Here is a 15,526-nt window from a genome sequence, read left to right as displayed (position 1 = left end):
AGACCATGACCGCCCACAAGATCGCGCTGATCCCCGGCGACGGCATCGGCGTGGATGTGACCGACGCCGCGATGCAGGTGCTGGACGCCGCCGCCGCGCGCTTCGGCTTCACGCTGGAACCGACCCGCTTCGACTGGTCCTGCGAGACCTGTCTGGCCACCGGCCGCATGATGCCCGAGGACGGGATCGAGCAGCTGCGCGCCTTCGACGCGATCTATCTGGGCGCGGTCGGCTGGCCCGCCACGGTGCCGGATTCGGTGTCGCTGCACGGGCTGCTGCTGCCGATCCGCAAGGCCTTCGACCAATATGCCAATATCCGTCCGCACCGGCTGCTGCCCGGCGTGGAAGGTCCGCTGAGGGCGGAAGGCTTCGACATCCTCTGCATCCGCGAGAACACCGAGGGCGAATATTCCGGCGCCGGCGGCCGCGTCCACCAGGGCCGCGACAACGAGGTCGCCACCGAAACCGCGATCTTCACCCGCAAGGGGGTCGAGCGCATCATCCGCTTCGGCTTCGAACAGGCGCGGGCGCGGCGGGGGCATCTGACCTCGGTCACGAAATCCAATGCGCAGAAATACTCGATGGTGTTCTGGGACGAGGTGACGCAGCAGGTTGCCGCCGAATATCCCGACGTGACCGTCAGTCCCATGCATATCGACGCCATGGCCGCCAAGATGGTGATGGCGCCGCAGGATCTGGACGTGATCGTCGCCTCGAACCTGTTCGGCGACATCCTGACCGATCTGGGCGCGGCGATCCAGGGCGGCCTGGGCTTCGCGGCCTCGGCCAATATCTGCCCCGACCGCAGCGGCCCGTCGATGTTCGAGCCGGTGCATGGATCGGCCCCCGACATCGCGGGCAGGAACCTCGCCAATCCCATCGCCGCGATCTGGTCGGGGGCGATGATGCTGGAGCACCTGGGCGAAAAGCCCGCCGCCGATGCGGTGCTGGCCGCCATCGAATCCGCCACCGCCCGGGGCATCGGCATCCGCCCCGGCTTGCACGGCACCGATGCCATTACCGCAGCCGTCCTGGCCGCGCTGGAGGAACAAGCATGAACCAGATGACCGATTTCGGCCCGCAGTTGAACGATCCCGGCCTGTTCCGCCAGGCCGCGCTGATCGACGGCCAGTGGATCGCCCGCCCCGACATGGAGGTAATGAACCCCGCCACCGGCCGCGCCATGGGCACCATGCCCGACTGCACGGCAGATGAAACCGCGCAGGCCATCGCCGCCGCGGAACGCGCCATGCTGGCCTGGCGCAAGCGCACCCATGCCGAGCGCGCCGACCTGCTGATGGGCTGGTATCAGCTGATGCTGGACCACGCCGACGACCTGGCGCAGATCTTGACCGCGGAACAGGGCAAGCCCCTGGCCGAGGCGCGGGGCGAGGTGCTTTATGGCGCCTCCTTCCTGCGCTGGTTCGCCGAGGAAGCGCGGCGGATCAACGGCAAGATCATCCCCTCGCCCGTGCCGGGCAAGAAGGTCTTTGCGATGAAGGAACCCGTGGGCGTCTGCGCGATCATCACGCCCTGGAACTTTCCCATCGCGATGATCACCCGCAAGGTGGCGCCGGGGCTGGCGGCGGGCTGCACGATGGTGGTGAAGCCGTCGGACCTCACCCCCTATTCGGCGCTGGCGCTTGGCGTGCTGGCCGAACGCGCGGGCATCCCGGCGGGCGTCATCAACATCCTGACCGGCCGCCCCGAGGCGATCGGCGCCACGCTGACCGCCAGCCCGGTGGTGCGCAAGCTGTCCTTCACCGGCTCGACCCGCGTCGGCGCGCTGCTGGCGGAACAATGCGCGCCGACGCTGAAGCGCATGTCGCTGGAGCTGGGCGGCAACGCGCCTTTCATCGTCTTCGACGATGCCGACCTGGACGCGGCGGTCGAGGGCGCGATGCTGTCCAAGTTCCGCAACGGCGGGCAGACCTGCGTCTGCGCGAACCGGATCCTGGTGCAGTCGGGCATCCACGACGCCTTCGTCGCGGCGCTGGCGAAGCGTGTCGATGCGCTGCAGGTCGGCCCCGGCACGGCCGAGGGCACGACCATCGGCCCGATGATCAACGGCGCCGCCATCGCCAAGATCCGCGCCCATGTCGAGGACGCGCTGTCCAAGGGCGCGACCCGCGCCACCGCCGCGCGCGATCTGCCCGATGCCTATGCCGATCCGGTGGTTCTGGTCGGCGCCACGACCCAGATGCAGCTGGCCGCCGAGGAAACCTTCGGCCCCGTCGCCCCGATCTTCCGCTTCGAGACCGAGGAGGAGGCTCTGGCCATCGCCAACGGCACGCCCTTCGGCCTGGCCGCCTATTTCTTCACCCGCGACATCGCGCGCGCCTTCCGCGTGGGCGAGGCCTTGGAGTTCGGCCTTGTCGGGCTGAACACCGGCGCGGTCAGCCATGCCGAAACGCCCTTCGGCGGCGTCAAGGCCTCGGGCCTTGGCCGCGAGGGGGCGCAGGACGGGATCGAGGAATATCTGGAAACCAAGGCGTTCCATTTCGGCGGGCTGTAAGGCCCGCCCCTTCTCGAAACGCTGTCACACCCCCATGAAAGGGCAAGCGGCCTGCAGGGTGGGGTTTTACCCACCTTTTTCCGGGCGCGCGGCGGGGTGAAGCCCACCCCAAGGCCTGCGCCCAAGGCCCGCCGTCACAACCCCAGGCACAGCCGATAGGCATCCAGGATCGAGGCATGCAGGTCGCGGCTGGCGACCGCATCGCCGATCCGGTGCAGCGCGAAGCCCTTGCTTGACCGGCGCAATTCGGCGAACAGATCGTCCACCGGAAGCGTGCCGTGTTCCATCACCACCTGCGCAACGTCCAGGCTGCGTTCCGCCCCCGTCATCTCGTTGCGCAAGGTGGCGCGCAGCCGGTTTCCCCGGCGCTCGACCCGGATCAGGGCATGATCGGTCAGGATGGCGAGGCCCGCCTGATAGAAGCGTTTGCGAAAGCTGGTCGCGTCCTGATAGGGCATCTCGGCCGCAGGGACCGCGTCGGGGGTGGCAAGGGTGACGGTCCGCCCGGCATCGGCCAGCTTCAGCGCGCAGGACGGGGCTGCCTGCCGCCCGGTGCCGTCATAGACCAGCACCTCGCCCTGGGCCGCGACCGCGCCGGTCAGCAGATCCCAGGTGCTGTGGCAATGCTCGGCCCCCTCCAGCCAGTCCAGGTCGGGAATGCCGCCGGTCGCCACGACGACGATGTCGGGGACCTCGGCCAGGATGTCGGCGGCCTCGGCCCAGGTGTTCAGGCGGACATCCACCCCCAGCCGCTCCAATTCGCTGCGCCGCCAGTCGATGATGCCCAGCAGGTTGCGGCGCCCCGGAGCCTTGGCCGCCACCAGGATCTGCCCGCCAAGGTGCGCCGCAGCCTCGATCAGGGTGACGCGGTGGCCGCGTTCGGCCAGCACGCGCGCGGCCTCCATCCCCGCCGGGCCGCCGCCCACGACAATGGCGCGGCGCGGCGCGGGGGACCGGGGGATCGCGTGGCCCAGGGTGGTTTCGCGCGTGGTCGCGGGGTTATGGACGCAATGCGCCTTGCGATACAGGCAATAGGAGGCGCCGACGCAAGGGCGGATGCGATCCTCGACCCCGGCCGCGATCTTGGCGACCAGATGCGGGTCGGCGATATGGGCGCGCGTCATGCCGACCAGATCCGCGATCCCGTCGCGCAGCACATGGCGCGCGGTGGCCACGTCGCGGATGCCGCCCGCGTGCAGGACCGGCAGCGACACCGCCTGCCGGAAGGCGCGGATATGCGCCAGATAGGGGGCCGAGGGCTGGAACATGCCGGGCATGTTGTCCTCGGTCAACAGCAGGTCGCTGTCCATGCGGCCATAGATGCAGTCGAACAGGTCCACATGCCCCTCGGCCTGGATCATCCGGGCGATGTCCAGAGCGTCGCCAGCGGTCAGCCCGTCCGTGCCGCCTTCGTCGACGACATAGCGGATGCCCACCACGAAATCGTCGCCCACGGCACGGCGGATCGCCTCGTGCACCATCAGCGCGAAGCGGGCGCGGTTGGCAGGCGATCCGCCGAAGCCGTCGCTGCGATGGTTGGTGCGCGGCGACAGGAACTGGCCGATCAGGTGCCCGCCGGTCAGCGTCTCGACCCCGTCCAGCCCCGCCTCCTGGCAGCGCCGGGCGGCGGCGGCGAAATCCGCGATCACCCGGTCGATATCGGCGCGGTCCATCTCTTTCGGAAAGCTGCGGGTCCGGGTCTCGCGCACGCGGGAGGGCGCAATGGCCGGCAGCCAGGCCCCGCCAAGCGCCGTCGCCCGCCGGCCCAGATGCGAGATCTGGCACATGATCGCCGCCCCCTGGCCATGGATCCGCTCTGCCATCGCCGCCAGATGCGGGATGACCGCGTCATCCGCCAGGTTCAGCTGCCCCCCGCCCCAGCTGGAATCGCGCGAGATCATGGCCGAGCCGCCGATCATCGTCATGCCGATGCCGCCCCTGGCCTTCTCCTCGTGATAGGCTTGGTAACGCTCCCCCGGCATTCCGCCATCGTCCAGCATCGAGGCATGGCTGGTGCTGACGACACGGTTGCGCAGTTGCAGTCCCCGCAGGCGGAAGGGGCGAAGAAGCGGGTCGTCTGATGGGGCGTCGGGGGCGATCATCGGCATGCTGTGGTCCTGTCTGCAGCGGCACTTCCGGGCGCAAGCTGTCCTTTCAACCTGCGCGAGGACGGGCGTGGCAGGAAGCTTGATAATCCTGACAGGGGGTATACGCTGCAGGCATGACCCCTCCGCTCCGACTGGGCGCAGCCACGCGCGCGCTGTTCGTTTTCGAAGCCGCGGCGCGCACCGGCAGCTTCTCGGCCGCGGCGCGGGAATTCAACGTGACCCAACCCTCGGTCAGCCGGGCCGTCGCCCAGCTTGAAGCCGAGTTGGGCCTGCGCCTGTTCGACCGCAGCCCGGCGGGCATCGCCCTGACCGCAGACGGGCAGCGCATCTTCGACGCCGTCTCCCAAGGCTTTGCCGGCATCGGCGCGGCCATTGCCGAGGCGCAGGACCGCTTTGCCCGGACCCGGGTCACGCTGTCCTTTTCCAGTTCCTTTGCGACCCATTGGCTGCTGCCCCGGCTGGGCAGCTTCAAAGCCGCCTTTCCGGGCATCGAGTTGCGCCTGGACCTGGCCCCGGGCATGCTGGGCGAGCCGCCCGCCCATGCAGACATCGCCACCCGGATCGTGCGCGACGACGACCCGCGCTATCATGTCTGGCCCTTCGCGCCCGAGGTCATCCTGCCCGTCTGCAGCCCCGACTATCTGGCCAAGCGGGGACCGTTGACGGACGATCCGTCAGGCCATGTCTTCCTGAACCTCGATGACGCGCACGGGGCCCATTGGCAAAGGCTGCTGGGCCCCGGCTTCGCCCGGTCGGGACAGTGGCACCGCTTTTCCGACTATTCCGTGATCCTGCAGGCGGCCGAGCGGGGCGAGGGCATCGCGCTTGGCTGGATCAGCGTCGTCTCGCGTGCATTGCGCGAGGGAAGGATGGTTGAAGCGTCGGACAAAAGATTGCGCACGGGCCGCCAGCATTCCCTGATCGCACCGCGGTCGAAACCCTTGCCGCCGGTGGTTCCGCAGATCTGCGAATGGCTGGCAGGCAGGATGGCCGAGGATCTGGCGGCGATCAATGCTCGCCCCGATACGGCCGAGCAAGGACGATGACCGGCTATTCCGCGATCACGTCCCGCCTCAGCAGCGCCTCCAGCCAGTCGGCGAACACCTGGAGCCGGCGTGAAAGATGCTGCCGGTGCGGATAGAGCAATGTCATCGGCAGGGCCTCGGCCCGGTGATCGGGCATCACCTCGACAAGCTCTCCGGCTTCGAGATGCGCGCGGACATCATAGGCCGGGATCTGGATGAGTCCGAGACCCGCCAGGCAACAGGCGATGCAGGCTTCGGCACTGTTGACGGTGACGCGGGCACGCAATGGCCGGGTGCGGAGGATTCCGCCGTCCATCCATTCCCATTCCTCGACCCTGCCGCTGGAGGGCGAAGCGTAGTTGACGCCCCAATGGGCGCCAAGGCGGTCGGGGCTGTCCGGAATGCCATGGCGCTTGAGATAGGCGGGACTGGCGACATTGATCAGCGCCAGCTTGCCGAGCGGCCTTGCGATCAGCCCGGAATCGTCAAGCGGCCCGACGCGCAGCACGCAATCCACGCCGTCCTCGACAAGGTTCACCGCCCGATCCGTGACACCAAGGTCGATGTCGATCTGCGGGTAGAGATCAAGGAATTCCGGCAGGGCCGGCGCGATGATCAGCTGCCCGATCCGGCCCGGAACGTCGACCCTGATCCTGCCCGAGGGCTGCGCCGCCGTCTGCCGGAACAGGTTCTCGGTGTCCTCGACATCGGAAATGACCCGCAGGCAGCGATCATAGAAGGCCCTGCCGTCCTGCGTCGGCGAGACGCGGCGCGTGGTGCGATGCAGCAGGCGCGCGCCGACGCGACCCTCGAGTTCCTGCACGGCCGCCGACACCGATGAGCGTGGGAGGCCGAGCGTGTCGGCGGCCCGGGTGAAACTGGAACATTCGACGACACGGGTGAAGACGCGGAACAGGTCGATGCGGTCCAAGTTCGGCTGCCCTATTGTGCCGTTTTTCTGACAGGTGATGTCAGAATAGCCGGATTTATCCACAATTTCCATACGGTATGTTGTCCGGACGGAAGCGGCGCCCATACCGGCGCCCTGCGGACAAAGGAGAACGATCCATGACCGACCACAGCATCAAGGGCAAGACCGTCATCATCGCCGGCGGTGCGAAGAATCTCGGCGGGCTCGTCGCGCGCGATCTTGCCGGGCACGGCGCGAAAGCCATCGCCATCCACTACAACAGCGCATCGACCAAGGCGGATGCCGACGCGACCGTCGCCGCCGTCAAGGCCGCTGGTGCCGAGGCCATCGCCTTGCAGGCCGATCTGACCACCGCCGGAGCGATGGAAAGGCTTTTTGGCGACGCGATCGCCGCCATCGGCAGGCCGGACATCGCCATCAACACCGTCGGCAAGGTGCTGAAGAAGCCCATCGTCGAAGTTTCGGAAGCCGAATATGACGAGATGGCGGCGGTGAATGCCAAGACCGCCTTCTTCTTCCTGAAGGAAGCCGGCAAGCATCTCAACGACAACGGCAAGATCTGCACGCTCGTCACTTCGCTGCTGGGCGCCTTCACGCCCTTCTATGCGGCCTATGCCGGCACCAAGGCGCCGGTCGAGCATTTCACCCGCGCCGCGTCGAAGGAGTTCGGCGATCGCGGCATCTCGGTGACTGCGATCGGTCCGGGCCCGATGGATACGCCCTTCTTCTATCCGGCAGAGGGCGAGGATGCGGTTGCCTATCACAGGACGGCGGCGGCGCTTTCGAGGTTCTCCAGGACCGGCCTGACCGATATCGAGGACATCGTGCCCCATATCCGCTTCCTGGTCTCGGAGGGCTGGTGGATGACCGGGCAGACCATTCTTGTCAACGGCGGCTACACGACCAAATAGGATAGGCTGCCCGAAGACGAAGAAAGGCCCGGCGAACGATCCTGCTTCAGCCCCGCCTCGGCCTGCGTCGCAAAACCCTTGCCCATGCCGCCTGCCATCGGCCAGATCCGCGTGTCGGCCGGAACCGGGATCAAACCGCGTTCAACCTCTTGTGCCTGCCGTTCCCCGTGCTGCGGATCATCCCGGAACTGAAAGGGAAGGTCACTGTCACTCTTTGGTCAAACTGGGCCGCTATGGAAGGGGCGGTCCCGTCTTCGGCCGGGGCCGCGCCATCAGCCAGGAGCGTCTCATGACCGAGCAACATCCGTCCCGCCATGTCTTCCGCACCAGCCAGTTGGAGGAGGCTGACGGACCGGGCCACAATCCGACCGACAACCGCACCATGGGCGAGATCATCGCCGCGCGCTTCTCGCGCCGCGGTTTCCTGAAGGGCTCGATGGCCGCGACCGCCATCTCGGCCACCGTCAGCCCCTTCGCCCTGCTGGCCGCCGACGAGGCGCGCGCCCAGGATGCCGTCGAAGGTTCGGCCTTCGACTTCCCCGAGGTGACGGCCGGCGTCGATGCCGACCATCACGTGGCCCAGGGCTATGACGCCGACATCCTGCTGCGCTGGGGCGACAAGGTTTTTGCCGACGCGCCGGAATTCGACCCGCTGAACCAGTCCGAAGCCGCGCAGGAACGCCAGTTCGGCTATAACAACGATTTCGTCGGCTTCATCCCGCTGGACGGCGCCGATGACCGCGGCCTGCTGGTGGTGAACCACGAATATACCAACGAACACCTGATGTTCCCCGGCATCGTCACCGTCGAGGACGGCAAGATCGCCGTCGCCGATGCGACCGAGGACCGCGTGGACATCGAGATGGCCGCGCATGGCGGCACGGTGATCGAGATCCGCAAGGTGGACGGCAAATGGCAGCCGGTGCTGGACGGCGCGCTGAACCGCCGCATCACCGCCAAGACGCCGATGGATATCCGCGGTCCGGCCGCCGGGCATGCGCGGATGCAGACCGCCGCCGATCCGGACGGCACCCGCGTCCTGGGCACCATCAACAATTGCGCCGGCGGCGTGACGCCCTGGGGCACCTACATCATGGCCGAGGAGAACATCCACGGCTATTTTACCGGCGCGCTGCCCGAAGGCCACCCCGAGGCCGAGAACTACAAGCGCATGGGCATCCCCGAGGACAGCTATGCCTGGGGCAAGTTCCACGACCGCTTCGACATCGGCAAGGAACCGAACGAGCCCAACCGCTTCGGCTGGATCGTTGAGGTCGATGTCATGGACCCGAACTCGACCCCGAAGAAGCGCACCGCGCTTGGCCGCTTCAAGCACGAGGGCGCGGCGAGCGCCTTGGCCAAGGACGGGCGCGTCGTCTTCTATCTGGGCGACGACGAGCGTTTCGATTATGTCTACAAGTTCGTGACCGCCGGCCGCTATGATCCCGAGGACCGCGCCGCGAACCTGGACCTGCTGGACGAAGGCACGCTTTACGTCGCGCGCTTCGACGAGGATGGCAGCTTCGTCTGGCTGCCGCTGGTGCACGGGCAGGGACCGCTGACTGCCGAGAACGGCTTCGAGAGCCAGGCCGACGTGCTGATCGAGACCCGCCGCGCCGCCGACCTGCTGGGTGCGACGCCGATGGACCGGCCCGAGGATATCGAGCCCAATGCCGAGACCGGCCGGGCCTATGTCATGCTGACCAACAACACCAAGCGCGAAGAGGCGAATGCCGCCAACCCGCGCGTGGACAATGCCTTCGGCCATATCATCGAGATCCTCGAGGACGGGGGCGATCTGGCGGCGACCAAGGGCAGCTGGGAGATCCTGCTGCAATGCGGCGATCCTTCGGTGGCCGAGGTGGGCGCGACCTTCTCGACCGCAACCACGGCGAATGGCTGGTTCGGCATGCCCGACAATTGCGCCATCGACAGCGACGGGCGGCTCTGGGTCTCGACCGACGGCAATTCGCCTTCGGATACCGGGCGCACGGATGGTCTTTGGGCGGTGGATGTCGAGGGCGCGGCGCGCGGCACCTCGCGGCTGTTCTATCGCGTGCCCGTGGGGGCCGAGATGTGCGGCCCCTGTCCGACGCCGGACCTGACCACCTTCTTCGTGGCGGTGCAGCATCCCGGCGACGGCGGCGAGGATTGGGAGGGCCACGGCCGGCCGTCCTATTACGAGGACCTGTCGACCCGCTGGCCGGATTTCCGCGACGACATGCCGGTGCGCCCGGCGGTGGTGGCGATCACGAAACAGGGCGGCGGCCGGATCGGCTGATACGTCCTGCCCGAATTAAAGAAGGGGGCGGAAAACCGCCCCCTTTCGTGTCGTGCCTGCGTCAATGCGTGACGCCGCTGCCGCCGGTCACGGCGATGTTGTAGGGCTTGCCCTCGACCTCGACCGTCCCGAGTTCTTCGAGGCTCTCGGTCGCGATGCGGCGCACCAGACCTGCGTTGGGGTCGGTGACGACGATTTCATTGCCGGCCATGGCGATGCGCGGGCGCGGGTCGTTCCAATGCCCGTCCATCGAATAGGGCTCCGTCACCTTGGCGCTGGCCGCGATCTCGGCCTTCAGCAGGTCGATGCGGTGCAGGCTGCCGTCCTCGGTCAGCACGTAGCCGGTCGAGGGCTTGGCCGGGTCGAGCGCGAAATCCACCCGGCGGAAGGGCAGCTTGATGTAGCGGTAATGCGGCTCGTCCACCGGGTCGAGCACCACCAGCCCGTCGGGGCCGTAATTGCCCAGGAACACCTGGATGCCGGTCGAACCCAGCAGCGTGCCGGTGGTCACGCCCTGCGGCAGATCCTCGGGATAGGGCAGCAGCTTGTATTCCGGGCCGTTCGCGCCGGCCTTGACGGTCAGCACGCCCTCCTTGCAGCCGGCGGCCAGATAGGCGCCCGAGAAGGCCTCGCCATGGATCGCGGTGCAGGTGGCCAGCTCGCCCGCCGGATTGCCCTCGGCATCGAAGGCCTGCAGGCCGAGGCGCGGCACCGAGGCGTCGCCCTCGACCTTCTCGTCCGAGGCGACGGTGGAGAGCCAGCTTCCCCCCAAGGGCGCGACGAACCCGTGATGGGCGCGGGCCTGCGGGAACTTCACCGGCTCGACCTTGCCCTCGGCCAGCGCGCCGCCGTCGAGGATCTCGGCATAGCCGCCATTGTCGTAGTTCAGCACCACCTTGCCGTCATGCTCGACCAAGTGGAACGGGCGCGGCCCGGTCAGGCTGGCGTCGATGGCCGCGGGATCGCCCACCTCGATGTCGCGATGGTCGCCGTGGTCGTGGAACGAGATGCCGCTGCGGATGAACTGCACCGTATCGGCATCGGACTGCACCGCGGCCACCACCGCGCCGCCGGCAACGGAATAGAGCTTGACCTGGCCGGTGGTCGGGAAGGTCCAGCGATGGTCGGGTTCGGACAGGTCGAACGCGGTGACCTGACCCTTTTCATGGTCGCCGACGAAGACGCGGTAAAGCGTGACGTCGCCATGGTCGTGATCGTGGTCGTGGTCGTGATCCTGGGCGACGGCGCCGCCGGCCAGGATCAGCGCCAGGGTGCTGGCGCCCGCGAGTTGTCTGAACATGGATGGTCTCTCCTTGATGAGGTTCGGGATGAAGGAATTGAAGCGGCCCGGCGCGGTCGGGTCAGTCGGCGGCCAGCGCCGCGGTGATGGCACCGGCATTGTGCCGCATCATCGCGATGTAGTCGGACGCGGGACCGTCCGGCCCGGACAGCGCGTCGGAATAGAGCGTGCCGGCCAGCGGCAGTCCGGCCTCGCGCGCGATCTGCTCCAGCAGCCTCGTGTCGCTGATGTTCTCGGCGAAGATGGCCGCGGCCTTGCGGTCGCGGATCTCGCGGATCAGGCCCGCGATATCGGCCGCAGCGGCCTCGGATTCGGTCGAGATGCCCTGCGGCGACAGGAAATCCACGCCATAGGCGGCTTCGAAATAGCGGAAGGCGTTGTGGGCGACCACCACGGTGCGGCGGTCCTCGGGCAGGGCGGCGACGGCGCTGCGGATCTGGGTATCGAGGGCGTCCAGTTCGCCGGCATAGCGGGCCGCATTCGCCTCATAGGCGGGGCAGCCCTCGGCATCGGCGGCGCAGAAGGCGGCGGCGATGTTCTGCACATAGATCTTGGCATTCGGCACCGATTGCCAGGCATGGGGATCATGCGCGCCGGCATGGAAGATCGCCTTGCCGTCGATATAGTGGTAATGGCCGCCGCCCGGCTCCTCCATGGTCTCAACCCCGTCGGTCAGGGTGGCGACGGCGGCATCGGTTCCGCTGGCGGCGATCAGGCGGGTCAGGAAGCCCTCGAACTCCAGCCCGTTGGTCAGCACCACATCGGCGCCGGCCAGCGCGATCGCGTCGGCCGGGCGCGGCTCATAGACATGCGTGTCGGAATCCGGGCCGACCAGTACGTTCAGCCTGATCCGATCGCCGCCGACCTCTGCCGCGAAATCCCCGATGATCGAGAAGGTCGCGACCACGTCCAGCGGTTCCGCCTGCGCAGCCGCAAAGGAAGAAAGCGTGATTGCCGAGCAGGCGGCGATGCGGAAGAGCCAGTCTTTCATGGGATATCCTTTCATGGCGTCAGGCCGTCCGGTGGTGGCGGCGGGGCAGGGCGGGCCGCAGCACGCCGCGCGGCCCCGCCAGAAGCGAGACGAGATAGACCACCCCTGCCGAGAGGATGATCGCCGGACCCGAGGGCAGGCTGGCGTGATAGGACAGCAAGAGCCCGCCCAGCGAGGAGACGATGCCGATCCCGACCGAGACGACGCACATCGCGAGGGTCGTGTTCACCCAGAACCGCGCCGCAGCGCCCGGCAGGATCATCAGCCCGACCGACAGCAGCGTGCCAAGCGCCTGGAACCCGGCGACCAGGTTCAGCACCACCAGCCCCAGGAAGGCGAAGTGCACCACGCCCCCCAGGCCCGAGACCGAACGCAGGAACAGCGGATCGAGGCATTCCGCCACCAGCGCACGCCACAGCAGCACCGTGGTCGCCAGCGTGACGGCGGCGACAAGCCCGATCAGCCGCAATGCATCGTCGTTCAGCGCCAGCACCGTGCCGAACAGAACATGCATCAGATCGACGCTGGAGCCGCGCAGGCTGACCATGACGACCCCGATGGCCAGCGAGACCAGGTAGAAGGCCGCCATCGAGGCGTCCTCCTTTTGCACCGTCAGCCGTGCGACAGCGCCGGCGCCAAGCGCCACGATGGCACCGGCGATCAGCCCGCCGATGGTCATCGGCACGATCTCCAGCCCGTAAAGCAGGAAGCCCGCCGCCGCGCCCGGCAGGATGGCGTGGGACATGGCGTCGCCGGTCAGGCTCATCCGGCGCAGCATCAGGAAGACGCCGACCGGGCAGGCCGAGAGCGACAGCAAGAGCGCCCCCGCCAGCGCGCGCTGCATGAAGGCGAATTCCATGAAAGGCGCCACGACCCAGTCGAACATCACGCAGCGCCTCTGGCCGGGGCGGGGGACGGCTCGCACCAGGGCGCCTTCTCGTCCCAGGCTTCCTGGAACTGCCGGGCGCGCTGCATGTTTGCGGGCGTGACGACCTTGGCGGTGGGTCCCCAGGCGATGGGACGGCGGGCAAGCAGCAGCGCCTGCGGGAAATGCGCCCGCACCAGGTCGAGGTCATGGACGACCACGACTACCGTGCGCCCTTCGCCATGCCAGTGCAGGATCAGGCCGATGAGGTCGCGGATGGTCTTTTCGTCGATGGCGTTGAAGGGCTCGTCCAGCAGGATCAGATCGGCATCCTGAACCAGCACCCGGGCGAACAGGGCGCGCTGCAACTGACCGCCCGACAGGCTGTCGATGGGACGCCCTTCGAAGCCCTCCAGCCCTACGGCGCGCAATGCATCCGCCACGGCCTTGCGATCCTCGGCCCGGTGCCGGCCCAGCAGGCCGCGCTTGCGCCACAGGCCAAGCGCGACCAGGTCCACCACCCGCGCCGGAAAGCTGCGGTCCAGTTCGGATTGCTGCGGCAGATAGGCCAGGCTGGTCCGCGGCGCGATGCGGCAGCTGCCGCTGAGCGGATTGAGCAGCCCGGTGATGCATTTGACCAGCGTGGACTTGCCCGATCCGTTCGGCCCGACCACGGCGAGCAGCGCGCCGGCCGCAACCGGGCCGTTCAGGTGATGGACAGCGGCATGGCTGCCATAGCCGACCGTCAGATCCTCGAAGGTGATACAGGCATCGGCCGTGCGGGGGTTCATTTCAGGCGGCTCCGGGCGTCGCTGCATGACAGACTCGAATTTGCGTGATGTTATTACATTACCGAACTGCGACGGCAAGAGACGAGGTTCAACAACCCTCCGCTTCCGTCCGAGAGGGTGGCACGGCACGTGAAAGCGGGCCGAGACTCCGGCGGGGAACTGCCGAGACGCCGGTTTTGTGATTTGTCCAGGCGGACGCCAGCGCATAAGGCAGGCTCCATGCGCTGTCTCGGGCTTGCTACACTGTGTCTGCTGTCGGTCCTTTCGCTCGGAAAGGCCGAGGCGCATCCGCATGTCTTCATCGACACCGGGCTGACGTTCCGCTTCGACGGTGAGGGCAGGCTGGGCGCCGTCAGCGTGGTCTGGGCCTTCGACGATTTCTCCTCGATGCTGATGGTCGAGGACATGGAGATGGACAAGGACGGCGATGGCGTGCTGACGGATGACGAGATCGCCCGCCTCACCGCCATGTTCAGCGACTGGCCCGAGGATTTCGCGGGCGACCTCTATCTGACCCGTGACGGCAAGCCGGTTGCGCTGTCCGGCCCTTTGGACATTGCCGTGCGCTATCAGCAGGGCCGGATCATCGTGACCCATATCCGTGCGCTTCTGGACCGGATCAGGCCCGAGGACGAGCGGATCGAGGCGCAGGTCTATGATCCGACCTATTACACCTTCTATGACCTGGCCGGAGCCCCCCGGATCAACGGCCGGGACGATTGCCGGATCGAGATCGAAAAGGCCGACATCGCCGCCGCGCAACGCAAATATGGCGACGAACTGGCCAAGCTGACCAATGACGAGATCATGGATCAGGGCAAATATCCCGATGTGGGCGGCGATTTCGCTGACGACATGAGGCTGGAATGCGCAAGGTGATCCCCGTCACCCTGCTGGCTCTTGCGGTGGCCGCCGGCCTGGTCTTCTGGACCGGGCTGGACGACCGAGTCGCCCGGATGGCGGTGGGCTGGCAGCGCGACTATCAGAACGCGCTGGCGCGTGCCTTGCGCGCCCTGCGGGGCGGCGAGGCCGGGGCGGTCACGACCTTTCTGGGCATCTGCTTCGCCTATGGTTTCCTGCATGCGCTGGGGCCGGGACACGGCAAGGCGCTGATCGGCGCCTATGGGGTCGCGACCGACGTGCCGATGAAGCGCATGGTCAGCCTGGCCGCGATCACCAGCCTTGCGCAGGCGACGGTGGCGGTGGTCCTCGTCTATGTCGGCGTCTGGATCTTCGGCGGCGCGCGCGACCGCGTCGAGGGCGCCTCGGCCAGTCTCGAACCGTTCTCGGCCGCGGCGATCGCCCTGCTGGGGGTGATCCTGTGCTGGCGGGGATTGCGCAGGCTGGCCGCCGGCCGGCATCGGCACGGTCACGCGCATTCCGAAACCTGCGGCTGCGGCCATGCCCATGTCCCCGATGCCCAGGAGGTTCTGGCGACCCGCTCGTGGCGCGAAGCTGCCGCGCTGGTCGCCGGAGTGGCCCTGCGTCCCTGCACCGGGGCGCTGTTCCTGCTGATCCTGACCTGGCGGTTCGGTCTGGACGCCGTCGGGATCGCCGGGGTCTATGCCATGGGGATCGGCACCATGATGGTGACGGGCCTTGCCGCGGTCGTCGCGGTCGGCTTGCGTCGCGGCGTGCATGTCTCGCTGCCGGCCTTTGGTCGCGCGCCGGTCCTTGCCAGCCTGGTCGAGATCGTCCTCGGCGGTCTCGTGGCGATCTTTGCCTTCTCGACGGCGCTGCGCCTGCTCCAGACGCCGTTCTGAACTGCGCCGATCCCGGCGCGTCTACCCGACAGGACCAGAGGGGTT

General features: G+C 67.7%; 13 protein-coding genes. 7 read left to right on the top strand and 6 right to left on the bottom strand.

What is annotated here, in order from left to right; genetic code table 11:
- Positions 1 to 5: 5 nt before the first annotated feature.
- Both L632_RS0109780 and L632_RS0109775 read left to right on the top strand, forming a co-directional pair.
- Positions 6 to 1,058 carry a tartrate dehydrogenase gene (locus tag L632_RS0109780; protein WP_028716725.1) on the top strand — a complete coding sequence of 351 codons (1,053 nt, stop codon included), beginning with the start codon at positions 6 to 8 and terminating at the stop codon, positions 1,056 to 1,058.
- Complete coding sequence (locus L632_RS0109775) at positions 1,055 to 2,515, top strand: NAD-dependent succinate-semialdehyde dehydrogenase (protein ID WP_305809637.1); 1,461 nt, start codon at positions 1,055 to 1,057, stop codon at positions 2,513 to 2,515. The genes L632_RS0109780 and L632_RS0109775 overlap by 4 nt, the downstream gene beginning before the upstream one ends.
- Positions 2,516 to 2,649: 134 nt before the next feature.
- Here L632_RS0109775 and L632_RS0109770 read toward each other — a convergent pair whose 3' ends face one another.
- Positions 2,650 to 4,623, bottom strand: a complete 1,974-nt coding sequence (locus tag L632_RS0109770) for an NADH:flavin oxidoreductase (protein ID WP_028712736.1) — start codon at positions 4,621 to 4,623, stop codon at positions 2,650 to 2,652.
- A gap of 113 nt (positions 4,624 to 4,736) precedes the next feature.
- On the opposite strand from L632_RS0109770, the gene L632_RS0109765 reads away from it, so the two are divergent.
- Entirely contained in the window at positions 4,737 to 5,669 is a 933-nt protein-coding gene (locus L632_RS0109765) for a LysR substrate-binding domain-containing protein (RefSeq protein WP_028712737.1), read from the top strand.
- A gap of 4 nt (positions 5,670 to 5,673) precedes the next feature.
- Here L632_RS0109765 and L632_RS0109760 read toward each other — a convergent pair whose 3' ends face one another.
- A complete protein-coding gene (locus L632_RS0109760) occupies positions 5,674 to 6,684 on the bottom strand; it encodes a LysR family transcriptional regulator (protein ID WP_232220962.1) in 1,011 nt (336 codons plus the stop codon).
- 32 nt (positions 6,685 to 6,716) lie between these two features.
- Here L632_RS0109760 and L632_RS0109755 point away from each other — a divergent pair, with 32 nt between their 5' ends.
- A complete protein-coding gene (locus L632_RS0109755; protein ID WP_028712739.1) occupies positions 6,717 to 7,490 on the top strand; it encodes an SDR family oxidoreductase in 774 nt (257 codons plus the stop codon).
- Between the two features lie 289 nt (positions 7,491 to 7,779).
- Positions 7,780 to 9,771 (top strand): PhoX family phosphatase, encoded by a 1,992-nt coding sequence (locus tag L632_RS0109750; protein WP_028712740.1) that lies wholly within the window; start codon positions 7,780 to 7,782, stop codon positions 9,769 to 9,771.
- Between the two features lie 61 nt (positions 9,772 to 9,832).
- Here L632_RS0109750 and L632_RS0109745 read toward each other — a convergent pair whose 3' ends face one another.
- The 4 genes from L632_RS0109745 to aztA form a co-directional block, all read right to left on the bottom strand.
- Positions 9,833 to 11,071 carry a metallochaperone AztD gene (locus L632_RS0109745; protein ID WP_028712741.1) on the bottom strand — a complete coding sequence of 413 codons (1,239 nt, stop codon included), beginning with the start codon at positions 11,069 to 11,071 and terminating at the stop codon, positions 9,833 to 9,835.
- 61 nt (positions 11,072 to 11,132) lie between these two features.
- Complete coding sequence (aztC, locus tag L632_RS0109740; protein WP_028712742.1) at positions 11,133 to 12,062, bottom strand: zinc ABC transporter substrate-binding protein AztC; 930 nt, start codon at positions 12,060 to 12,062, stop codon at positions 11,133 to 11,135.
- A 19-nt stretch (positions 12,063 to 12,081) separates the two neighbouring features.
- On the bottom strand, positions 12,082 to 12,948 hold the full coding sequence (aztB, locus tag L632_RS0109735; RefSeq protein ID WP_028712743.1) for a zinc ABC transporter permease AztB: 867 nt from the start codon (positions 12,946 to 12,948) through the stop codon (positions 12,082 to 12,084).
- Positions 12,948 to 13,718, bottom strand: a complete 771-nt coding sequence (aztA, locus tag L632_RS0109730; protein WP_028712744.1) for a zinc ABC transporter ATP-binding protein AztA — start codon at positions 13,716 to 13,718, stop codon at positions 12,948 to 12,950. The genes aztB and aztA overlap by 1 nt, the downstream gene beginning before the upstream one ends.
- A 219-nt stretch (positions 13,719 to 13,937) precedes the next feature.
- Here aztA and L632_RS0109725 point away from each other — a divergent pair, with 219 nt between their 5' ends.
- On the top strand, positions 13,938 to 14,597 hold the full coding sequence (locus L632_RS0109725) for a DUF1007 family protein (protein ID WP_036697877.1): 660 nt from the start codon (positions 13,938 to 13,940) through the stop codon (positions 14,595 to 14,597).
- A complete protein-coding gene (locus L632_RS0109720; RefSeq protein ID WP_028712746.1) occupies positions 14,585 to 15,481 on the top strand; it encodes a nickel/cobalt transporter in 897 nt (298 codons plus the stop codon). The genes L632_RS0109725 and L632_RS0109720 overlap by 13 nt, the downstream gene beginning before the upstream one ends.
- The last annotated feature ends 45 nt before the right edge of the window (positions 15,482 to 15,526 follow it).

It is taken from the genome of Paracoccus sp. J39, from assembly GCF_000518925.1.
Lineage (GTDB): Bacteria > Pseudomonadota > Alphaproteobacteria > Rhodobacterales > Rhodobacteraceae > Paracoccus.
The sequence above is the reverse complement of the archived record's forward strand: the minus strand, read 5'-3'. Positions and strand labels throughout refer to the sequence as shown.